This window comes from Caecibacter sp. AF58-12pH5A, from assembly GCF_027681725.1.
GTDB lineage: Bacteria > Bacillota > Negativicutes > Veillonellales > Megasphaeraceae > Megasphaera > Megasphaera hominis.
The window spans coordinates 1-21,533 of sequence record NZ_JAQDBC010000022.1 but is presented as its reverse complement, the minus strand read 5'-3'; the positions used below and the strand labels follow the sequence as shown (position 1 = coordinate 21,533).

Annotated in this window: 26 protein-coding genes; 15 read left to right on the top strand and 11 right to left on the bottom strand. The window is 49.2% G+C overall.

All coding sequences use genetic code 11. The features are described 5' to 3' along the window. Positions 1 to 43 precede the first annotated feature (43 nt). Both PGX44_RS09685 and PGX44_RS09680 read left to right on the top strand, forming a co-directional pair. The gene (locus tag PGX44_RS09685) at positions 44 to 385 is read left to right on the top strand and encodes a cupin domain-containing protein (protein ID WP_498855231.1); all 342 of its coding nucleotides are present in this window, start codon (positions 44 to 46) and stop codon (positions 383 to 385) included. A gap of 192 nt (positions 386 to 577) precedes the next feature. Continuing rightward, on the top strand, positions 578 to 976 hold the full coding sequence (locus tag PGX44_RS09680) for a C-GCAxxG-C-C family protein (RefSeq protein WP_498855230.1): 399 nt from the start codon (positions 578 to 580) through the stop codon (positions 974 to 976). 60 nt (positions 977 to 1,036) lie between these two features. On the opposite strand, the gene PGX44_RS09675 is transcribed toward PGX44_RS09680, so the two are convergent. From PGX44_RS09675 to PGX44_RS09655, 5 genes are read right to left on the bottom strand one after another with little or no spacing between them, the layout of a single operon-like run. Continuing rightward, positions 1,037 to 2,572: an acyl CoA:acetate/3-ketoacid CoA transferase gene (locus PGX44_RS09675; protein ID WP_498855229.1), complete on the bottom strand. Its 1,536-nt coding sequence runs from the start codon at positions 2,570 to 2,572 to the stop codon at positions 1,037 to 1,039. Between the two features lie 20 nt (positions 2,573 to 2,592). Continuing rightward, on the bottom strand, positions 2,593 to 3,492 hold the full coding sequence (locus PGX44_RS09670) for a thiamine pyrophosphate-dependent enzyme (protein WP_498855228.1): 900 nt from the start codon (positions 3,490 to 3,492) through the stop codon (positions 2,593 to 2,595). A gap of 13 nt (positions 3,493 to 3,505) precedes the next feature. Next, positions 3,506 to 4,687, bottom strand: coding sequence for a hypothetical protein (locus tag PGX44_RS09665; RefSeq protein ID WP_498855227.1), 1,182 nt, complete (start codon positions 4,685 to 4,687; stop codon positions 3,506 to 3,508). After that, complete coding sequence (locus PGX44_RS09660; protein WP_498855226.1) at positions 4,680 to 4,955, bottom strand: 4Fe-4S binding protein; 276 nt, start codon at positions 4,953 to 4,955, stop codon at positions 4,680 to 4,682. The genes PGX44_RS09665 and PGX44_RS09660 overlap by 8 nt, the downstream gene beginning before the upstream one ends. 15 nt (positions 4,956 to 4,970) lie before the next feature. Beyond that, complete coding sequence (locus PGX44_RS09655; RefSeq protein ID WP_498855225.1) at positions 4,971 to 5,516, bottom strand: 2-oxoacid:acceptor oxidoreductase family protein; 546 nt, start codon at positions 5,514 to 5,516, stop codon at positions 4,971 to 4,973. Positions 5,517 to 5,696: 180 nt separating this feature from the next. On the opposite strand from PGX44_RS09655, the gene PGX44_RS09650 reads away from it, so the two are divergent. Further along, positions 5,697 to 6,467 carry an IclR family transcriptional regulator gene (locus PGX44_RS09650; RefSeq protein WP_498855224.1) on the top strand — a complete coding sequence of 257 codons (771 nt, stop codon included), beginning with the start codon at positions 5,697 to 5,699 and terminating at the stop codon, positions 6,465 to 6,467. Positions 6,468 to 6,492: 25 nt separating this feature from the next. Further along, entirely contained in the window at positions 6,493 to 7,494 is a 1,002-nt protein-coding gene (locus PGX44_RS09645) for a nucleoid-associated protein (RefSeq protein WP_498855223.1), read from the top strand. Between the two features lie 58 nt (positions 7,495 to 7,552). Here the strand turns inward: PGX44_RS09645 and PGX44_RS09640 are convergent, their stop codons facing one another. The 4 genes from PGX44_RS09640 to PGX44_RS09625 are packed head-to-tail and all read right to left on the bottom strand — an operon-like array spanning position 7,553 to position 11,152. Continuing rightward, entirely contained in the window at positions 7,553 to 8,875 is a 1,323-nt protein-coding gene (locus tag PGX44_RS09640) for an AMP-binding protein (protein WP_498855222.1), read from the bottom strand. Next, positions 8,872 to 10,035: a thiolase family protein gene (locus PGX44_RS09635; protein ID WP_498855221.1), complete on the bottom strand. Its 1,164-nt coding sequence runs from the start codon at positions 10,033 to 10,035 to the stop codon at positions 8,872 to 8,874. The genes PGX44_RS09640 and PGX44_RS09635 overlap by 4 nt, the downstream gene beginning before the upstream one ends. Positions 10,036 to 10,047: 12 nt before the next feature. Next, entirely contained in the window at positions 10,048 to 10,599 is a 552-nt protein-coding gene (locus tag PGX44_RS09630) for a biotin transporter BioY (protein WP_498855220.1), read from the bottom strand. Further along, positions 10,589 to 11,152, bottom strand: coding sequence for a hypothetical protein (locus PGX44_RS09625; RefSeq protein ID WP_498855219.1), 564 nt, complete (start codon positions 11,150 to 11,152; stop codon positions 10,589 to 10,591). Before PGX44_RS09625 ends, PGX44_RS09630 begins: the two co-directional genes overlap by 11 nt. 223 nt (positions 11,153 to 11,375) lie before the next feature. Between PGX44_RS09625 and PGX44_RS09620 the strand changes: the two genes are divergently transcribed. The 4 genes from PGX44_RS09620 to PGX44_RS09605 all read left to right on the top strand — a co-directional run bounded on the left by PGX44_RS09620 (position 11,376) and on the right by PGX44_RS09605 (position 14,326). After that, positions 11,376 to 11,993, top strand: a complete 618-nt coding sequence (locus PGX44_RS09620) for a hypothetical protein (RefSeq protein ID WP_498855218.1) — start codon at positions 11,376 to 11,378, stop codon at positions 11,991 to 11,993. Between the two features lie 57 nt (positions 11,994 to 12,050). Beyond that, positions 12,051 to 12,722, top strand: coding sequence for a TVP38/TMEM64 family protein (locus PGX44_RS09615; RefSeq protein ID WP_498855217.1), 672 nt, complete (start codon positions 12,051 to 12,053; stop codon positions 12,720 to 12,722). Positions 12,723 to 12,736: 14 nt separating this feature from the next. After that, positions 12,737 to 13,981 (top strand): deoxyguanosinetriphosphate triphosphohydrolase family protein, encoded by a 1,245-nt coding sequence (locus PGX44_RS09610; protein ID WP_498855216.1) that lies wholly within the window; start codon positions 12,737 to 12,739, stop codon positions 13,979 to 13,981. A gap of 114 nt (positions 13,982 to 14,095) precedes the next feature. Continuing rightward, positions 14,096 to 14,326: a DUF1653 domain-containing protein gene (locus PGX44_RS09605; protein WP_186503199.1), complete on the top strand. Its 231-nt coding sequence runs from the start codon at positions 14,096 to 14,098 to the stop codon at positions 14,324 to 14,326. A gap of 190 nt (positions 14,327 to 14,516) precedes the next feature. On the opposite strand, the gene PGX44_RS09600 is transcribed toward PGX44_RS09605, so the two are convergent. Next, entirely contained in the window at positions 14,517 to 15,005 is a 489-nt protein-coding gene (locus PGX44_RS09600; protein ID WP_498855215.1) for an Hsp20/alpha crystallin family protein, read from the bottom strand. A gap of 386 nt (positions 15,006 to 15,391) precedes the next feature. Between PGX44_RS09600 and infC the strand changes: the two genes are divergently transcribed. The 3 genes from infC to rplT are packed head-to-tail and all read left to right on the top strand — an operon-like array spanning position 15,392 to position 16,469. Next, a complete protein-coding gene (gene infC / locus PGX44_RS09595) occupies positions 15,392 to 15,856 on the top strand; it encodes a translation initiation factor IF-3 (protein WP_498855214.1) in 465 nt (154 codons plus the stop codon). Positions 15,857 to 15,873: 17 nt separating this feature from the next. Next, on the top strand, positions 15,874 to 16,071 hold the full coding sequence (gene rpmI / locus PGX44_RS09590; RefSeq protein ID WP_186504542.1) for a 50S ribosomal protein L35: 198 nt from the start codon (positions 15,874 to 15,876) through the stop codon (positions 16,069 to 16,071). A 47-nt stretch (positions 16,072 to 16,118) separates the two neighbouring features. Further along, the gene (gene rplT / locus PGX44_RS09585; RefSeq protein ID WP_186504541.1) at positions 16,119 to 16,469 is read left to right on the top strand and encodes a 50S ribosomal protein L20; all 351 of its coding nucleotides are present in this window, start codon (positions 16,119 to 16,121) and stop codon (positions 16,467 to 16,469) included. Positions 16,470 to 16,527: 58 nt separating this feature from the next. On the opposite strand, the gene PGX44_RS09580 is transcribed toward rplT, so the two are convergent. Then, the gene (locus tag PGX44_RS09580; protein ID WP_498855213.1) at positions 16,528 to 17,385 is read right to left on the bottom strand and encodes a LysR family transcriptional regulator; all 858 of its coding nucleotides are present in this window, start codon (positions 17,383 to 17,385) and stop codon (positions 16,528 to 16,530) included. Between the two features lie 159 nt (positions 17,386 to 17,544). Between PGX44_RS09580 and PGX44_RS09575 the strand changes: the two genes are divergently transcribed. The 4 genes from PGX44_RS09575 to PGX44_RS09560 all read left to right on the top strand — a co-directional run bounded on the left by PGX44_RS09575 (position 17,545) and on the right by PGX44_RS09560 (position 21,455). Further along, complete coding sequence (locus PGX44_RS09575; protein ID WP_498855212.1) at positions 17,545 to 18,798, top strand: diaminopimelate decarboxylase family protein; 1,254 nt, start codon at positions 17,545 to 17,547, stop codon at positions 18,796 to 18,798. Positions 18,799 to 18,941: 143 nt separating this feature from the next. Then, the gene (locus PGX44_RS09570) at positions 18,942 to 19,460 is read left to right on the top strand and encodes a hypothetical protein (RefSeq protein WP_498855211.1); all 519 of its coding nucleotides are present in this window, start codon (positions 18,942 to 18,944) and stop codon (positions 19,458 to 19,460) included. Positions 19,461 to 19,474: 14 nt separating this feature from the next. Next, the gene (locus tag PGX44_RS09565) at positions 19,475 to 19,990 is read left to right on the top strand and encodes a transcription repressor NadR (protein WP_498855210.1); all 516 of its coding nucleotides are present in this window, start codon (positions 19,475 to 19,477) and stop codon (positions 19,988 to 19,990) included. Between the two features lie 124 nt (positions 19,991 to 20,114). Beyond that, positions 20,115 to 21,455 (top strand): MFS transporter, encoded by a 1,341-nt coding sequence (locus PGX44_RS09560; protein ID WP_498855209.1) that lies wholly within the window; start codon positions 20,115 to 20,117, stop codon positions 21,453 to 21,455. Positions 21,456 to 21,533: the final 78 nt, after the last annotated feature.

The following is a 21,533-nucleotide window of genomic DNA, read 5'->3' as shown; positions in this document are numbered from 1 at the left end:
GTGTTACAATAAAACTGAAAGAGAAGAAAAAGGAGTGATTCCAATGATTCGCAAAGAAAACAGAGTGGCCGTAGAAGGCTTGGCAGGCGGGAAAGGTCCTGTCACGGTTTGTCACATTTTATCGAAAGAAGAACTCATGGGCCATGGCCGCATGTATGCCAAGGTAATTCTTCCGCCCGGCTCCTATTTGGGTTTCCACCAGCACATCCATGAAACGGAACCGTACTATATCCTTTCCGGTACGGGCGAATTCACGGATAATGACGGCTCCGTTACGCAGGTAACTGCCGGAGACTGCTGTCTCATTGAACCGGGCCAGTCACACAGCATTGCCAATCACAGCAACGAAGACCTGGTTTTCATGGCCCTCATTTATAACGATTAAGATACATCGTTTCGTATAGGCCTGAAACAAAGACCCTGCTGTTACAGTGGAATGGTATGACATAAAGGGAGTGATCATATGACACAGCTTTTTGGAACTATCATTGCAGCATTGGTTACGTTTACACTGTATATGTTATATATTAAATTTGTGCAACATTAGTGAGAAGCATAAGGAAGGTGAATCTATTTTATGGGAAAATACCTTGAGCAGGCCAAAGCACTGCGTAATGACGAAACGGTTCATTACAACTGTGCCCAGGCTGTGACCTGTGCGTTTTCAGAGGCCACAGGCCTTAGCCGCGAATGGTCTCAAAAGGTAGCTGCCAATTTTGGCAGTGGCATGAAACGTGGTGGCACTTGCGGTGCCATTACGGGAGGTTTAATGGTCTTAGGCTTGCTTGGGAAGGACGATGGTCCTACTGTAGCCGCCTATCATAAGGCATTCCGCGACAACCACCAGGGCTGCCTGGAATGTGCCGATTTATTGCGAATCAACCAGAAACAGGGGCGTGAGAAAAAGTGCCACTGTGACGGCATGGTATATGAAGCGGTAGAACGTATTGAATCGTTATTGGAAGAAAAAGAATAAGAAGACAAAGAAGCTGTTCCATTTTGATCGAAATATAATCAGAATGGAACAGCTTTTTTGTCAGGTAAAGAGTGCTGCATCCATCGTAAGCAGCGGCTCCGCTATGCGTGGGCGGAAATCCATTTGGGCCAGCACATCCTCTTCCAGACGGATACCCGGCGCAATTTCCGTCAGGACAAGGCCATCCGCCGTAAGTCGGAAGACAGCCCGCTCGGTGACAATCAACACGTCTTGGCCGGTTTCTACAGCGTAGGCAGCAGAAAAGGTGATTTGCTCAACTGTCTGTTTAAATTTCTTATAGGCACCCTCATGCACTATGTGGAGTTTTCCCTGACTCATTTCTTCTTTCAGGCCACCAGCCGTAAAAGTGCCCATAAAAATGAGGTGCTTCGTATTTTGGGCAATATCGATAAAGCCTCCCGGACCGGTTACGTGACCGTTAAATTTGGAAACGTTAATATTTCCCAGCCTGTCGATTTCAGCCAAACCCAGTACGGCCAGATCGAGACAGCCGCCGTCATACAGATCGAGCATATCGGCAGTCTTGCAAATGGCTTCGGGGTTGAGGGCGGCACCCATATCGGTTCCGGTCAGCGGGACTCCTCCAAGGACACCTGATTCTACAGAAAAGGTAAGGCCGTCAGCTAACCCCTTTTCCGCAGCCACGGCGGCTACGCCCTGGGGCATACCGATTCCCAGATTGATCAAGGCTTGTGGCTGGAGTTCCTGTACGGCCCGGCGGGCACATACCTTACGGGCATCGAGGGGAAGTGGCGGCAGGGCCGTTAAGGGAGTGCGTATGGCACCGGTCAATTCAGGCAAAAAGTCCGGCCGCGCCAGGCTCTGACAGTGATAGACCGGTGGTGCCTGTACGACATAATCGACAAGTATGCGTGGTACGACAATGCGGCGGGCATCAAAAGAGCGGCGCTCTATGATGCCCTCTACCTGGGCGATAACGATGCCTTTTGAGGCGTGGGTCGCTGCGGCCAGTTCGAACTGGTCAGCTATGAGGGATTCTTTATCCATAAGGATATTTCCGTCTTCATCGGCATAGGTGCCACGGATAAAACAGACCTGAATAGGCAGGGACGGATAATAGAGGTATTCCTTGCCGTCTACTTCGACGAGCCGGACCAAATCGTCACCCTCTGTTTGCGTCCGCAGATTGACCTTGCCGCCTTCCAGGCGGGGATCAATAAAGGTCATGAGTCCCGTACGCGTCCAGACGCCGGGCTGGTGGGCTGCTTGAGCCCGGAACAGCTTGAGCAAGGTGCCTAAAGGAATCATATAGGCCAGGCACTTTTCTTCGTGAATATAGCGGGACAAGGCCGGTTCTAAGCCTGTATGCGACGTGATAATCGTGCTGATGAGGCCATCTGCAGCCAGCCTGTCTGCACCACGCCCCTTTTTATCGCTATCACCGATGCTTTTGATGTAGGTGAGACCCTGGGGAGAGCCTGTACGGTCAAAATGTTCGCGCAGGGCTTTGAGCAGAAAATCAGGCAAACCGGCGCCGACAAAGCCGCTATGGGAAAAGGTAGCATGATCGTGAATCAAGGATACCGCTTCGTCTGCCGAGATGAATGTTGTCATAACGCACGTCCTTTCCGGTCTTAGTCCGCCAGCTTCTGTAAGAGCGCATAGCGGTGTTGGACCATTACTTGTATTTCTTCCAGGACCTGTGGCGAAAGTCCTTTAAATTTGCCGATTCCCCGTACAAACTCTGCTATGGGTAAGGGCTTTGGATTCGCTGTGAGGGTCAGCTTTCCGGCACTCATTTCCCAAAGGGGAAAGAGATTGCTTTGTACGGCTTTGCGGGCAATTTCAATGCCTTGGCTGCTGCTAAAGGACCAGCCTGTGGGACAAGGAGAAAATATATGGATATAGGCAAACCCATTTTTGCTGGCTGCCAGCCCCTTTTCCACCTTTTCTATCAAATCCTTCATATGGCTCGGAGAAGCGGTGGCACAATATTCTATACCATGCATGGCCATGATGAGGGGGACGTATTTTTGCTGCTGCTGTTTTCCCTGCAAAACTGTGCCGGCAGGTGTTGTAGAAGTCTTAGAACCCCGTGTCGTCGTAGAACTGCGCTGGTAGCCTGTATTCATGTAGCCTTCATTGTCGTAACAAAGGTAGAGCATTTTTTCCCCTCTTTCGGCAGCAGCTGATAAACTCTGGAAACCACAATCGGCTGTTGCGCCGTCACCGGCCAGGGCAACCAGGTTGACGTCGGGCCGGCCTTTTTTTTCATATATGCGGGACAAACCGCTTAAAAAGGCGGCTGTATTATCTAAGAGAGTAATATGAACCGGTGTTTTTTGACCGTTGGCATAGTTCCAGCCAACGACGCCAGCTCCGGCCATACAGCCAGGCGGAATGGCAAAAATAGAATTAGGTCCTGCTACCTGCAGGACACGGCGCAAAATGAGTTCGGCCCCACAGCCCTGACAGGCAGAAATGCCGGGGGAAACGAGATCAGGTGATTTTTTCAGGGTATCTAGATAGCTCATAATATACGACTCCTTAGTCTTTCAAAAGCCAGTGTACAGGATATTCGCGAGGTTCATTTTTGACTTCTTCCAGCTTATCGATGACCTGCCCTAGTTCGGCCAGCGAAATGTCGGCACCACCCAGTCCGCCGATCGTGGAGAAATGGCTGAAGCGGGCAGCTTGATCTGCCAAGGCAGCTTTTACTTCCATGTGCATAGGGCCTTGGTTCCAGCCAAAGCAGACAGACCGGTCGATGACAGAAAACGCTTTTTTGCCGCGTAACGCAGCGGCGATCTGCCGGGCCGGGAAGGGCCGGGTTACGCGCAGACGGATCAAGCCGGCGTGAATGCCATGATCCCGGGCCAGGTCGACTGCGTCTTTGGCTGTTCCGGACATACCGGCAATGGTGATTAATACGAGGTCTGCATCGTCAGTGCGGTATTCTTCAATCCCACCGCCATACGAGCGGCCAAACTGCTTGCCAAAGGCTGCATCAATTTCTTCTAAAACAGGGAGTACGCGGCTCATAGCTTCGAGATGATCTTTACGATATCTCATAAGTATCGGGCCGGCTGTCAGGGGATCGAGGGAAAGGGGATGGTCCGGATTGAGCAGTGCCGGTAAGGACGTACGGGGGTCTGGCAAAAAGGCATCTACGTCTGCCTGCTCCGGCAGCCAGACGCCTTCGGTCAGGTGGGAACTGTAAAAACCGTCAAAACACACGTTGACCGGAATTCGGATACGGGGATCTTCAGACAGACGATAGGCCTGAATGATCATATCGACAATTTCCTGATTACTTTCACAGAAAATTTGAATCCAGCCGGCTTCGCGGACGCTCATGGCATCCTGCTGCCCGCTCCATACGGTTTCCGGGGAGGTCATTTCCCGTGTAGCCAAGGCCATGACCATTGGCAGCCGCAGGGTAGACATGCGAAAGTACGGTTCATACATTAACGCCAGACCTTGTGCTGCCGTTGCCGTAAATACGCGGCCACCGCCGGCAGCAGCGCCCTGAACGGCACTCATGGCGGAATGTTCACATTCTACCTGAATCATTTCTGCGTCCAATTCTCCGTTATATACCTTTTCGGATAACCGTTCGACAATCGAAGACTGCGGTGTAATCGGATAAGCAGCAATGACTTCCGGACGACACAGGGCAGCTGCTTCGGCGGCTGCATAATTTCCTGTTAAGACGACTTGTTTAGCCATTTGTTTTCACACTCCCTTCGAGCTGCATGGAAATGGCTTCTTTAGGACATTCGTGGGCACAAATACCACAGCCCTTGCAGTAGTCGTAGGTAATCGTGTAGTCTTTTCCGTCAGCCTGAATCGCATTGACGGGGCAGTATGAAAAACATAGTCCACAATGTATGCAGCGGCTCTTATCCATTACAGGACGGTATACCCGCCACGCTGCCGTATCGAGAATATACATGCCTGTATCGCCGACTGGCGTAACATAGGTGCGTTCACTCATGATAATCGTCCTTCCTCAAAACGAACCTGACGTAATAACAAGGGAGGCAGCAGCTGTTTCTGCTGCCTGGCGGTTGACGGCCCCAAAGGTAGCTTCAATTTCTGAAAAGAGATGGTCTGCGTCTACGAGCTGTGTAGCAGCGACAAATGCACCGAGCATAGCCGTATTGGGACGATTGCTGCCCAGGAGCTTTTCAGAAATACCTGTCGCATCGACGGTGACAATTGTTTTGGCAGCTTTGGGGACGTGCAACTGGTCTGCCCCTTTCTTTGTATTGATAATGATCATGCCGCCCTCTTTCAGGCCTGCATACGTGTCAGCGCTGGTGATCAGCGTGTCATCGAGAATCACTAAGATATCCGGTTCATAGACCTGCATTTTGCGGCGAATCGGCGTATGGGAGAGGCGTAAATAACCGAACACAGGCGAGCCCTTGCGTTCTACGCCAAAGGCGGGGATAGATTGCCCATACAAACCGCCGGCAACTGCTGCTTTAACCACAAGCTGCGACGCCTTTACAACCCCTTGGCCACCTCGGCCATGTAAGCGTATTTCATACATAGATATGATCACTCCTTTTTACGAATCAATTGTGTTCATATACAGATACAATTGTATCTGTATATGAACTATTTACTTCATTATAGTAACTGACAAAGGAAAAGTCAATCCTATGAAACGTACGCACCTGTGCCGGTATCCGGGAAATATGGTAAAATAGTGTGCGTGAGGAGTGAGACTATGATCAATGATGTAGAGAAAAAGAAATATATATTAAGCTCCGTCGACAATGTATTGATCCTGTTAAATCTGTTTTTTGATTATGAGGAGCTGACTGTTAACGATATGGCCCGGCTCCTTTCCATTAGCCGCAGTACGGCGTTTCGTTTTGCTGTGACCTTGGAAAATAGAGGCTTTTTGGCAAAAACAGATCACGCGTCATACCGGCTGGGTTTAAACTTATTTTCCCTGGGTATGCTCGCCTATAACCGCATGGAGCTTGTGTCTGTTATCCATCCCCATTTACAAAAATTAGCAGAAGAAAGCGGCGAAACCTGTCATCTGGCCATGCTCGATGATGCTGTACATGTCATGTTTATCGACCGGGCCCTCGGCACAAACCAGCTGAAAATGGAAACAGCTCTGGGCTATCGGCAATATGCACACCTTACGGCAACGGGCAAAGCGATTCTTGCCTATCAGTCCGAACAGACTGTGAACCAGTACCTGAAACAAGCTGGGTTTCCCCAGCTGACACAGCATTCACTGCCGCATGCGGCGGCTTTGCTGCAGGTGCTCGATGCAATCCGGCAGGCTGGGTATGCTTGTGATGATGAAGAGGCCGAAGATGGCCTTACGTGCTATGCTGTTCCGTTATTGGACGTAACAGGCTGGTCGTATGGGGCCGTCAGTATCTCCGGGCCGACGACACGCATGAAAAAAAATAAAGAATCCCATATACAGCGGCTGCAGACACTGGTAGCCAGCGTGTCCAAGACGTTGATCCCATGAGGAAGAAAGGAAGTACATTCAGACCATGATGATTCATAATGCGATACTCCATATTTTGGATTTTGATACGAATATGTGTATTCTTTCGAAGAAAGAACTGGATTTTTCCAGCGATGTCGTCTATGAATACGTAGATAAACGCGTAAACGGACTGATGAAGGATCCCGCTCAGCAGACAGGCATCTTTTATGCGACCAGCGCCTTGCAGCAGTGGCTGCAGCAACTGATTGAAGGGGATCTTTCGTTTACGGATTTTGCTGCTACGGCAGCAAAGAAGCTGTACGATGTGTTGGCGCCCTGTGATAAGAATGAATCCGTCGATTTTCTGGTCGTCGACTATCAGGATGACGACGATGCCCGGACGCTGGCCCTGATCCTTCTCGATCATAAAACGGCCTACACACACCAGGTTTTGGATGAAGACGGTGAGATCTATAACAAGCTCATTAAGCATTACGCTATATTGCCAGGCTCCAGCCAGAAAACAGAGGCGTATGCCCTGATTCGTCTGACGGATATGTCCATCCGCTTCGTAGACAAGAAGCGGACCTGTAATGGCGAAGAGCTGTACATCCTGCCGGATCGGTTGCTGCAGTGCACGGCACGGATTTCCGGCCGCCAGGCTGTCAAAATGGTCAGCAAGATTACTGAAAAGGTAGCCGAAGAACACGGCGGCAGCAGTGTAGAAGCACTGTCACGGGCCAAATCATTCCTGGCAGATAATGCAGAAACGTCAGAATCCTTTTCGCCTAAAGAATTGGGGCATGCCGTTTTTGCTGATGATCAGGCTATGCAGCAGGAATTCATTCAGGAAGTGGAAGCGGCAAAACTGCCGGACGACGTGCCGGTGCAGCGGGAATTTGCCCAGCGGACAGGGAGAAAACATAAAATTAAGACGGACACGGGCATTGAAATTACCTTTCCGTCGGAATATTTTGATAATACCGATTATATCCAGTTCATTAATAATGATGATGGCACCATTTCCATTGAGTTAAAGAATATCGCCAAAATTGAAAATAAGTAGGCCATTGAAAAAGCCCCCGGGAGCAACGCAGTGTAACTGGCTCCCAGGGGCTTTTCGCTTATGTAAGGTTTTTTTGTACGTAGCCGGTTAAGGCGTTATGGTCTATTTTACCACGGTCATTAAGGGGTAACGCATCCAGGAAGAGGATGGCCGCTGGCTGTTCTTTTACCGATAAGAGGTGGTGTATGGCCTGGCGCACGGATGCTTGCGATGTAGCTGCGGTGGTTACGATGCAGGCCGCCCAGTTCTGACCACGCAGTCTATCTGCCAATGGCAGGGCAACGGCTTCACGGACTGACGGCAAGGTTTTTAATTTGCGTTCTAAATAGAGACAATTCAGCTTATAGCCGCCCTTATTGATCCAGCTTTGTTTGCGTCCCGTAAAGAATAAGTCCCCTTTTTCTGTCAGGTAGCCTGTATCTTCCAGCGTATAGGGAACGCTGATGCTGCTCACATGGTATGGTGAATCCACGTAGATACAGCCATCTTTGACAAAAAGACTGACGCCGGGAAAGGGCTTGCCCATATTTTGCGGATCTGTGGCAGAACCGTCGTAGATGCGGTACGTAATATAATTAAGCTCCGTCGCGCCGTAGTAGGCAATGATTTCTGCCTGCGGGAAATAGTGGTGTAGTGTGCCGTAAAGAGACGTCGAAAGGAGCTGGGAGCCCGTAAAAATACAGCGCACAAGCGGTAAGGGCTCTCTGAGTACACGACCTAATAATTGCAACTTTGTCGGTACGAGGTACATGGCCGTTATGTCATACTCCTGCATGAGGCGGATCCACGTCCGGCTATACAGGGTATCACAGGCGATGAGTGTGGCACCGGCGTAAAGGATACTGAGACAGACATTCAAATTGCCTGTAAAACTCAGATTTCCTTGTAAAAAAAGGCGCGTCTCCCGGCCAATATGAAAGATATCGTTTTGTACAGGGAAAAAATCAGCCCAGCTGGCCCAGGTACGGTACAAGACCTTAGGCAGTCCCGTCGAGCCGGAACTGAGTACGCCCAGACAATCATCCGGAGAAGACTGAGCCTCTGCGTACGGAAAGGTCTGGCAACTCAGTTTGTCGTACCACGTGACCAGGCCTTGCAGCTGATACCGCGCGGCTAAGTGCAGGCAGTCGTCGTGACTGAGCTCGTGATGGAGAAGGACGGGACGGCAGCCTTTCTTTTGCAGAGCAAAAAAGAGTACGGCCTGCTGCCACAGGCCGGCGCCGGAAATCAAAATGGTGCCGCTGAGCTTTGGCAGGTCAGCCGCTAAGGCATTCGCTGCGGCCAGTGTGCCTGCATAGGTATGGACGCGGCTATCGATTTGTAAAAAGAGCTTGCTGCCCAGCCGGGCAGCCTGCCGGACTAAGAGATCGTAGTAATTCATGGGCAGGCCTCCAGCAGTAAAGCCTCACCAGTACCGCCAGCGCCGGCAATGGCTACAAGGCCGTAGCGTCCGTGTACTGCTGCCAGGGAGTGCAAGGCGTGTAGCACGAGAACCGCGCCGGATGCACCGTACGGGTGGCCGTAAGCCAGAGCCCCGCCAAAACGGTTGTAACGGTCCAGCACCTGAGGCTGGGAACGGGCGAAGAGGACGTCGATGACGGCAAAGGCTTCGTTGAATTCGATAGCATCCAGGTCGTCGTAGGCAAGCCCTGTTTCCTGTAGCAGTATATCTGCCGTCTTTTGGGCTGCCCGCGGGCTTTCGGCAGGATTGCCTGTGCCACCTGCGACGTAGAGCAGCTTGGCAGCCGGTGTATAGCCGGATTGTTGCAAAAAACGGCCGGAACAGAGAACGACGAAGGCCGCGCCGTCATTCAAGGGGCAGACGTTGCCGGCTGTAGTCACCGTGCCGGGCCCCAGGAGGCGTGGCATACGGGCCAGAAGACGGCTGCTTAAACGAGGGTGAATACTTTCGTCGTCCCTTTGGCCGTCAATGGGGACAATACATTCCCTGAGACTGCCGGCTTTCCGGGCGGCCGTTGCCTTTTGGTGACTCCTGAGGGCCCAGGCATCGAGCTCGTCCCGGCTGATGCCTGCCAGGCGCGCTGTCCGTTCGGCCCCTTCGAGCATGGCCCTTTGGGACAATGTGTCCGGTGAAAATTGAGCCGTTTCATACCGGCCATTTGGCAGCTGGTTGTAGCGGTCGTCCTTTGGGTCATATTGCCGCACGGGCTGCAAAGAGGCGCTTTCCATGCCACCGGCAAGATACACATCGCCCAGGCCTGCACGGATGCGGGACCAGGCGAAATCTATTGCCGCGGCACCAGAGGCACACTGCATATCAACGGTGCATGCCATAGGGGCAGAAAGGCCTGCATAGAGGGCCATGAGACGTGTCAGATTGCCACCTGTACCAGTGGCATTGCCGCCGAAAATACCGTCTAGCTTGGTCAGTTCATAGCGCTGGCAGAGCTCCCGTAGTACGGCAGCGCCGAGATGCTCCGGACGGATGTCTTTGAACTGGCCGTTTTTGGCCCCTAAGGGGGTGCGCAGGCCACCGAGGATGTATACCTCCTGCGGCGCAGACGAAAAAAACGTTTTCATAGAAACCTCCTCTTAGCGTTGCAGATGGTTGATCTTTACGCCCAAGAAGGCAGCCAGGAGGCACTTGGCAATATCGCCGGGAATAAAGGGGAAAACAGCCATGACACAGGCCTGCCAGAGTGTCACGTGCAAGACGAGAACCATGGAAATGACGCCGCCAATGTAGGTAACAGGGATACCCAGGACGATGGAAACGAGACTGTAGCGCCAGAAGGACGGCGTGCTTCCCTTTAAGAGGCTGACTAAGGGATAGGCCAGGGCGAAGGCAATGATAAAGCCGCCTGTAGGACCAAACAGTTTGCCAAACCCGGCTGTACCACCGACAAAGACGGGCAAACCGGCAATGCCCAGGAGAATCCAGACGCAGATGACGATGAACGTCTGTCGTGGCTTGAGCAAAAAGGCTGTCAGATTTAATACTACTGTGAGAGCCGTAATCATGGCCGTTGTAAAGGGCAAGGGAATAGAAATGTAGGCCGACACGCAGCACAGGGCTACGCAAATGGACATCTTTGTTACAGTGCGGATAGAAAGGCCCGCCGGGGCCGTGGCTTCATGCGTCATGTGATTCACCAATTCCTTTCAAGATTGCTTTAAAGCACAAGCGATTTTGGACAAAGCCTGTACACAGAGAACCAGCCAGATAGAGCGAAAGCGTTTCCCCGGACCAAAGGGGCTGGTGGAACCGGATGTCTATGCTGTCCGGTTGTAGTAGTGTTGCTAGGCGCTCTAACATCAAGAGCCCCGGGACCAGTGGACGGTCGCCGGTGTGGAGTACATTCGTATCGCCTACGCGGCAGACAAAGTTTGTAATTTCTTCGGCCGAAAAAGAAAGACGCCGTAAGGGCGGGGCAGCAGGCAGGGCAACAGCCGGGGCTGCTGTGGCTGCGTGGCTGCCTAAGAGCAGATCCGTTTCCAGCGTACTCACGCGCCGGTCCGTCACATACGTACAGCAGACGCGCTCTACATGCTGCTTTTGCTGCCGGATATCCAGGCCGCTTTTTCTTTCTCCGCCAGGCCGCGCGTGTTGCCAGCGTGCCCGCACCAAGAGGGAACCGGTGTAGCGTTCTCCTTTGAGCTGTGCCAGCAGGGTGGCTAAGGCTTCTAACTCGTTCATACGTGTGTGCTCCTTTACTAAAGCATATAAAGACACGCATATTATACGTCCTTTTATTTTATAAGTCAACTTTTTAAAATTTATTAAAAGTTGACAATAAGGAACAGCTGATGAAAAGAAAAACAAAAATGATGAGAGCTAGAAATAATGGTGGCGTTTCTCAGTTGCACCGCGTTTTTTTGGCGTGCTATAATAATAGTAAATATAAGGGAGGGCACAGGCTATGGGATTTTTTGAGAAATTGTATGAAGAGGGTCCGCAACGGACGCGAAGCGAAAAGCTCTATGATTCAGCCTTGGAAATTATGAATAATACAGAACGACAAAATAAAGAGTTACCGGAAGCGGAACGGCAACGGGTTATGGCTGGCGAAGCTTGTGATGTTCTCCCTCAGGCCGGCGGGGATTTTGGCCATGACCTGACCAATCCCATTCCTGTTAACGGCGCCATTGGTGAATTTTCCTATTTGTCGCGCTTACGTATGCGCACGACCGGTGGCCGCGTGTTTTTCCATAAGCGGAGAACCATCGGTACGATTGATGAATTCGAACTGACAAACGTAAGCGGCGCCTTTGCTGACCGCCTGTATGTGGATCCGTGTCACCCCCAGGCGACGGCCTATTATCCGAACAATTATTATTTGGAACGGGAAGCCGTCCAGCCCCGGGGCATTACGACAACGTGCCCTGATTTTCCCCGCAATCTGTATAAATGCATTCAGGATGAAGCTGAAAAATGGCTGCACGTACGGGTTGCTGAAAAAGAGGCACAGCACATTCAAATAGAACGGGCGCAGGCCTCCTTACGTCAATGGCGGGAAGACCATCCGGAAAAGCCCTAGCAGCGTATTTTCTGCAGGACGTACTGAAAAATTGACGTAGATAAGAAGAGTGTGATCATGATACATGGTTCAAAATTAGATAAAGTGATGAAATTGAGCGTGCTTTTCATCATCATCATTGAATTGGCGGCCGTTCAATATTTCATTCCTGATTTTTACCGGACTCTGTTCCGCCTGACCTTGGATGGCAACGTACAGGGCCTCATCGAATATATCGGTTCTTTCGGCTATGGTGCTATTGCCATTACAACCTTTATGATCGTTATTTGTAACGTAACGGGCTTGCCGTCTATTCCTTTTTTGACGGTTAGCGGTGCAATTTTTGGCCTTATACCGGGGATTTTCCTCTCCTGGGTAGGAGAGGTATTGGGAAATATACTTGGCTTTATCATCATGCGGACCGTCTTGCGGGATAAGGCAAGGCAGCTCGTAGAACGAAGCCACTTGTCGGATAAACTGGATAAATACAGCACCATTAAAACCGTATCTATCGCCAGGGCTATTCCCTATTCTCCTAACTTGGTTATTACAGCTGTAGCAGCCATGAGCTCCATCGGTTTCCGCGATCATCTCATTGCGACACTGATCGGCAAGGTTCCTTCTGTCCTCGTCGAAGTATGGCTGGGCCATGACCTTCTGAAATTTGGCCAATACGGCGGCCGTGTCATCATTTGGGCAACCCTGATTCTGACGATTTATTACGTATACAGACAGTATAAAAAAAAGTGATAGGGGGCTTTGGCGTGAAAAATTCCTTTCTTTCTGTGCGCATGGATGAACAAAATCCACATTGGCCTATGGCGATTACACGCCAGGGAACGTTATATCACAGACCTGATGATTTCCGTACGGAATTTGGCCGCGATTATACCCGTATTATTCATTCTACGGCGTATAGCCGTTTAAAGCATAAGACCCAAGTGTTTTTTACGACCAAGAACGATCATATATGTACGCGCATTGAACACGTCAACCAAGTCTCTTCTGTAAGCGGCACGATCGGCCAGCATTTGGGCCTTAATACGGAACTGATCCAGGCCATTGCCAACGCCCATGATTTGGGCCATTCGCCTTTCGGCCACTTAGGCGAACGGGTCTTGCGGGACATTAGCAAAAATGAATTGGGCGAAATGTTTTGGCATGAACAACAGGGACTGCGCGTCGTAGATGATATTGAAACCCTTCTCGATCCGGCCGGGCGTACGTCCAATCTCATGCTGACCTATGCTGTGCGCGATGGCATTATTTGTCACTGCGGGGAAGTCCACCAGACTGTTCTCCGGCCGCGGACAGAGCCCATTGCGTTAGAGAGCATCAGCAAGCCGAACCAGTGCGAACCTTATACGTGGGAAGGCTGCGTCGTCAAGATTTCCGATAAAATAGCTTATCTCGGCAGGGATATTGAAGATGCCGTCCGCCTGCGTATCTTAAAAGAAGACGGTAAGCCCTTGAAGGACTTGAAACGGGAGCTCAATGGTCATCTGCACGCCCAGCTGGAATCGGTGACTAATACGGCCATCATGTATCCCCTCATTACGAATATTTGCAAGGAAAGTACGCCTGACAAGGGACTGGTCCTGTCAAAAGACCATTTGGACCTCATGCGGCGGGTTATGGAATTCAACTATACCTATATTTATCATAATAAACGTCTGGAAGTATACCATGCCTACGCCCGGCTCATCTTGGAATCTATCTATGGCATCCTCAAGGCGTGTTACGCCGGTGCACAAACCCTGGCGAATGTGGCTGCCTTAGAGGAAGAGTATCCGACACTGGGCAAACATTTTCTCGAACGGCTGCGCAAGTATTCCGATCTGGGCCGCCGCACAGCCCATGCAGATAAGTTTGGCAACGATTTTGGTAACCGTGTCATTTATAATATTGCTACCTCTGAAAAAGCGTACCGCCAGGCTTGTATCGACTATATTGCCGGCATGACCGATACGTATGCCGAGAAAATATTCGATGAACTGACTACCTTTTGATTACTATTTTTGCTGATTTGTGCTACAATATATATCAACCTGCTGAGTAGACAAGAATTGCCTTGTCTAATGGGGAGCAGAGTATATTACAGGTATTTTCAGGAGGATGTACTGATGAGAGAACTGCCAAAAGCAAATGAAATCTGGCTTCATTTTAAGGGAAGCAAATATCAGATTATTACGCTGGCCGAACATACGGAGACAGGCGAAAAGTTTGTCATTTACAAAGCCCTGTCGGGAACGATGAAAACCTATGCCCGTCCGCTTAAAGATTTTATGAGCGAAATAGATAAAGAAAAATATCCCAAAGCAGAACAAGACTATCGCTTTGTGAAAAATGCGTAAGTAAAAACTCCGGCCCGTCCCTTGCGGAAATGGCCGGATTTTTTTGCCGGGACTTCCTCCCTGCATGTACTGTTTCCGTCATTCCATACTGTATTATCGCATGGAATGACACCTCTCCCATAGGGGCAGAAACAAAAAAGCACCGGCCGCGTGTGCGGCTGATGCTTTTTTAAGGAGGATTGACAACACCTTATTTGATGTCAATACGCTGGCCCGCCTGGATGGCGTCCGGATCAAGCTTTGGCAGAGTTACTGTGAGGACACCGTTTTCAAAGGCTGCTTCGATGCCATCGCGATTAATATTGCGAATAATAAACTGACGGCTGTAGGCCAAGTTGGAACGTTCACGACGGATGTAGTGACGTTCGTCATGTTGCTTTTCTTCAGCCTTAGGTGCATCCTTTTGATCAGCCGCAGTCTGGGCCGGTTTCGTTTCCTTTTCAGTCTGGTGCTGGGCGCGGAGTGTGAAGACGTCGTTAGCATAGGTCAGGGAAATATCTTCTTTCGTCATGCCCGGCAGATCGGCTGTGAGGATATATGCCTTGCCTGCATCTTCGATATCAATCTTCGGCAGGCGGTACTGTGTCGTTGGTGACGGCTGGAATAAGCCATTGAAAAAGTCATCAAACGTGTTGTCCGGAAATGCAAAATCTGTACTTACAGGAAATAAAGTTCTCATAGTAAAAACCTCTTTTCAATTCCGTGCCCTTAGAAACAGGTACTTATTTGTTCTTTTGACCTTTTCGGTTAGAGGGTAACCTCTCTAACTACACTTATAGTATAACTCTGTTAGCTAATAAGTCAAGAGAGTGCTAAGAAAAAATATCAAAAAAACAAAAGAAAAATTAGATTGACAGGAGGGTCAGTTTTTGATAAAATAGCACTGTTGAAAACAAAGCAGAAGCTATCCGCCTCTCACCTTACACGACTAAAATGTTACTAAGGTAAAAGATGTAATGCTACAGGAACGGATAGCGTATGCATTCCGTTCTTTTTTTATGGAGGTGAACGACGATTAGTAAGGAATTACGTATAAACGATCAAATCAGAGCCCGCGAAGTCCGCGTGGTCAGCGATAGCAACGAACAGCTTGGTGTTATGTCTCTTCGCTCTGCGCGTCAGATTGCTGAAGAACGTCACATGGATCTGGTAGAAGTTGCGCCCAATGGCAAACCGCCAGTATGCCGTATCATGAACTACGGTAAATATCGTTACGAACAGCAAAAACGGGAAAAAGAAGCGAAGAAGAAACAGAAAGTCTTGACGCTGAAAGAAGTAAAGCTCCGTCCTAACATCGAAGATCATGATTTCTATGTTAAGATGAAGGCTGCTGAACGTTTCCTGGAAGAAGGAAGTAAAGTCAAAGTCACGATTATGTTCCGCGGTCGTGAAATGAGCCATCCGGAACTGGGCGAAAAATTGTTGATACGTTTTGCTGATGAACTGAAGGACGTTTGCCACGTAGAAAAAGAACCTAAAGTTGAAGGCAGAAATATGACGATGGTCATCGCTGTCAATAAAGCAAAGTAAGAGGAGGATATTCAATTATGCCGAAATTAAAAACCCGCCGTGCTGCGGCTAAACGCTTTTCCACTACTGGTACGGGAAAAATCAAACGTATGAAACCGTACAAAAGCCACATTCTGGAATCTAAATCCCCGAAACGTAAACGTAATCTGAGAAAAGCAGCTCTGGTTGCTAAGACAACGGTTGATGCTGTTCGCAAGATGTGCCCGTACATCTAATCGTTACGTTGCGTATTTTAATGTTATAGAGTTGGAGGAAATACATAATGGCTAGAATTAAAGTTGGCGTTACTGCACACGCTCGTCATAAAAAAATCTTAAAAATGGCTAAAGGCTATCGCGGCACTCGTTCCCGCCTCTTCAAAAAGGCTAACGAAAGTGTAATGAAAGCCCTGTACTACGCTCGTCGTGACCGTCGTGCAAAGAAACGCGAATTCCGTAAACTTTGGATTGCCCGTATCAACGCTGCCAGCCGTGCTAATGGCTTGAGCTACAGCCGTTTCATCTGCGGCCTGAACAAAGCCGGTGTCATCGTAGACCGTAAAATGCTGGCTGACCTGGCTGTTGCTGACGCAGCTGCTTTCACGAAGCTCGTTGAAATTGCCAAAGCGCAGTAAGAATATAAAAACGTCGTTCCTGGAACTATACCGGAAACGACGTTTTTTTGTTATCTTATTATTCGAGAAGCAACTCTTCCAAATCTTCCGGCAGGTTGCCGGGCGCTTTAGTAATAAAATAGCTGCTTACCCTGGGTGGTGCAAAGTCGAGGAGGGGAATCGAACGCAACGTGCCCCGTTCCAGATATTCCTCGACCAGGCTATGGGGCAGAAAGGAATAACCCAGCCCTTCTTCAATGTATTGCGGCAGTTTCGTACTGTTATCGATTTCCAAGGGAAAATGATGATAGCGCGGGAAGAGATCCTGGATGTAGAGGCCTACGCCTTGGAGTGCAAAATTGCAAAACAAGTAATTGATCTTCTGCAGATCTTCCTTGTGGATACCGTTGGCATAGGTCATATCCTCAGTGGCACAGACCAAATCGAGTGTATCCGTGCGGTACAGTTTACAAATAAACCCATCGCGATAGAGGGCTGAATACGTAAAGACTACATCTAACAGGCCATCCTGCAGACTGCGCAGCATTTCGGCGGTGTGACTGATGGTGATGTTAAGGGAAACGGCCGTATTGACTTTCATATAGGCGCGGATATTCTTTTGCAGATGACACTCATAAATCGTATTGGTCGAACCGATATGAATCTTTTGGGCATATGCTGTAGGGCTTTGTAAATCCTGAAAGGCCGAGATCTCCAGGTCAATGAAGCGTTGGGCATATTCCAAAAATTTTTCTCCTGCCGGTGTGAGATCGACCTGCTTGTGTGTACGGACAAATAATTCTTTTCCTAATTCTGTCTCCAAATCGTGAATCCTGTTGGTTACTGTCGATTGGGCGACGAAAAGCTGTTGGGCAGTTTTTGTAAAGTTTTTTATTTGAGCCAGGGCAATAAACGTTCGTAGCGTGTTGGTGTCCATAGTACTCCTTTCTTTTTATTTTGATTTAGAAAACGAATTGTTTAAATTAAAATAATCTATTTTACACATTGTATACGGGTATTATATAATATAAACGATGAAGAAACAATATTAGAAAGAAACAATATTTCACATTATACAGATGGAGTTGAAAACAGGATGAATAAGAAAACCGTTCCCTTTAATGAAGAACAAATCCGCAAAATTATTGCTGACTATCCCACGCCGTTTCATATCTATGATGAACAGGCTATCCTTGATAATGTGCGTAAATTAATAAAAGCCTTCGACTGGGCGTATGATTTTAAAGAATATTTTGCCGTCAAAGCCACACCGAATCCCTACATTATGAAGCTGCTCAAGGCAGAAGGTGTCGGTTCGGACTGCAGCTCTCTGCCGGAACTGGAACTTTGCGACAAAGTGGGCATTCGCGGCCGCGATATCGTCTTTTCCTCGAACGATACGCCCTATGAAGAATTTGCCCGGGCCATGGAATTAGGTGCATTGATCAATTTAGATGATATTTCTATGATCGACTACATGACCGAACGCGGCCCTTTGCCGGATTGGATGTGCGTCCGTTACAACCCGGGCCCGCTCCTCAAAGGCGGTAACGACATCATTGGTGTACCGGAAGAAGCCAAATACGGTATGACGCGTGAACAAGTCTTTGATGCCATCCGGATCCTCAAGGAAAAGGGTGTCCAGCATTTCGGCCTGCACACCATGGTCGTTTCTAACGAACTCGACCCGAACGGCCTCATCAATACGGCCAAGATGATGTTTGAACTGGCGGTAGATGTACAGAAAATGGTCGGCGTCAACATCGAATTCCTCGATTTCGGCGGCGGCATTGGTCTGCCGTACCGTCCGGAACAGTCCTTTGTCGATTACGATGTATTGAGCGCAGGCATTAAGAAGAACTTTGAAGCTATCATGGAACCGGCTGGTCTCCACAAATGCCGTATTTCCTTCGAATGTGGCCGTGCGATTACGGGCCCTTACGGCTACCTTGTAACGACGGCTATCCACCACAAGCACATCTGGAAAGAGTACATCGGCGTCGATGCCTCCATGGCTAATCTCATGCGTCCGGGGATGTATGGTTCGTACCATCACCTGACGGTCATGGGCAAGGAAAACGCTCCCTTAGACCATGTCTATGACGTAACGGGTTCGCTCTGCGAAAACTGCGATAAATTTGCGACAGACCGCAGCCTGCCTGAAATCAATGATGGCGATATTCTCGTCATTCACGATACGGGCGCACATGGTCATTCCATGGGCTTCAACTATAATGGCAAACTCCGTTCGGCCGAATTGCTCCTGCATGCTGACGGTACGGTAACTAAGATTCGCCGTGCTGAAACCATAAACGATCTCTTTGCTACTCTTGATTTTTCCAATCTTTGACAGACACAGGAATCCCGGCCTTAGGGCCGGGATTTTTTTGAGTAAAAATTTAACGCTCTTCTAATATAAGACGTCACTTTTTATGGTAAAATATAAAATATAATAATATAACTGTATAACTGTGAGAAGGGAGGAGAACCCGTATGAGTATGGGATTTGATATGCTGGCCGGTTTTCAGCTCTGCATGATCATCTTTCTCTTTGTATTTGCCCTTCGCCATCACGCGCACAGTCAGGGGAAAATGTATCACTTTTTTATCTCACCGTGTCTATATATATTGTGGAATGGTGTGACGATTTACTATTTTGCCGATTTCTTCTATTTGGCTGTCCTCTGGTTTATGATGGGGGCCTTGCTCAGCGTAGGCTGTGCTATCTTGATGCGGCACTATATACTGCATGTTTGCTATTACCAGCCGGACGGAATGTTTTATTATCCCCGTACGCTCTGCATGCTCTTGTATCTGATGGTGGAAATTCTGGTTCTCACGGGCGTACAGCAGGCGGTCTATTATTTGCCGCTGTTAGTTCATTCCTGGCTATTTAATGAATTGTTGGGGTTTATTCCCGGTCTCGTCATGGGCTTGCTTTGGGGAATGTTGTTCGTAGCCTTTTTCCTCTTTCGCCCCCATAATCAGACAGAACATACAGTGATGGATTAGAGGAGAGGATGCTCATGGATAGTGAAAAACGCCGGAAACGGATTATAGAGGTACTGGAAAAAGCGACCGGCCCTGTAACGGGAGCAGAACTTTCCCGCCAGTGTCATGTGAGCCGCCAAATCATCGTCGGTGATGTAGCTATGCTGCGTGCACACGGCGAAGATATCATTTCTACACCACGGGGCTACCAACTGAACGCTTCCGGTAATGGCGGCATACAACGGACGTTTGTCGTTTGTCATGGTCCTGATCAAGTGCGGGATGAACTGGAAGCTATCGTAGATAACGGTGGCACGGTGCAAAATGTCGTCATCGAACACGACGTATATGGATACCTGGAAGGGACACTGCGTCTGCGTTCGCGTCGCGATATAGAGCAATATATCAAGAAAATGGCTGAATCCAAGTCTGAACTGCTGAGCCGGATCAGCGGTGGTATTCATTCTCACGTCGTTGAAGCTGCCTCGGAGGAAGATTTGCAAGCCATTGAAGAAGCCTTGGAACAGCTGCATATTCTGTATAAACAATAAGGTGCATGCATAAAAGCAATAGATATTTCTATTGCTTTTATTTTTTTTTAGGTGTATCATCTCTACATAGACAGCTGTCATGACAGCTGTAAAAGAAATGGAAAAGATTGGGAGGAGATTACACATGATATTAGAACGATTGGAAGCGTTGCCAGTCGGCTCGTTTCATTACAAATTACTTGCTGTAACAGGTTTGGGCTGGCTTTTTGATTCAATGGATACGGGCCTTATCGCTTTTATCCTGCCGGTACTAGCCAAGGAATGGGAGCTGGCCCCGGCTCAGATGGGCATGATCGGCAGTATCGGTCTTATCGGCATGGCCTTGGGCGCTGTCATTTCCGGTACCGTAGCGGATCATCTGGGACGCAAGAAGGTGTTTTCCATTACGGTTTTATTGTATAGCATTGCTTCGGCTATGTGTGCCTTATCGTGGGACTATACGTCGCTTTTATGCTTCCGCTTTCTTGTCGGCTTCGGTCTGGGTGGTGAACTGCCAGTAGCAGCGACGCTTGTATCGGAGTATGCACCGTCCCGCGTACGTGGCCGCTTTATCGTTCTGCTGGAAAGCTTCTGGGGTTTGGGCTGGATTGTTGCCGCCTGCATTGCTTATTTCTTCATTCCTGTCTACGGCTGGCGTATGGCCTTTGGTATCGGTGCCCTGCCGGCACTTTATGTCTTCCTCATTCGTCTGCATATGCCAGAATCGGTCCGCTATCTTCTTGCCAAAGGACGTGTTCAGGAGGCAAGGAACATAGTCATCAAGCTCGAAGAAAAGCTGCACGTACCCGTACAGCCATTTACGTCGGACCGGGAAGAGTTGCCGCCTAAGACAGTCGTTTCTTTCCGCGAACTTTGGAAGAAGCCATTTATCTCCCGGACAGTCATGCTCTGGCTCGTCTGGTTTGGTATCAACTTTAGCTACTACGGCATTTTTATGTGGCTGCCATCTATGGTATTCCAACAAGGCTTTACAGTCGTAAAAACTTTTGAATACGTATTGGTCATGACGCTGGCTCAGTTACCCGGTTATTATTGTGCCGCCTGGCTCGTCGACAAACTAGGGCGTAAGTATACCCTCTCGGCCTTCCTCCTCTTTAGTGGCGTAGCCAGCTACTTCTTTGGACACGCTGCCACGGCAACGACGCTTATGCTCTGGGGCTCTGTCATGAGCTTCTTTAACCTCGGTGCCTGGGGTGTTTTATATACGTATACGCCGGAACAGTATCCCACTTCCATCCGGGCCCTCGGCAGCGGCTGGGCTGCCGGCTTCGGCCGCTTTGGCGGTATGGCAGCACCGCTCATGACGGGCATCGTCATTGGCCGTGGCTTTGGCTTTGGCTTTGGCTTCGTCTTTTATATGTTTGCCTTTGTATTCCTGGCAGTAGCTGCTGTCGTCCTTACACTAGGGATAGAAAGCAAGCAGAAAGATCTGGAAAGTATTACTACCGTGAGCCGTGTTTCATAAGAAAAAACAAAAGAAATATAAAAAAAGGGGATGTGACAAAATGAGAAATCATTTTGTCCACATCCTCTTTTTATTTGC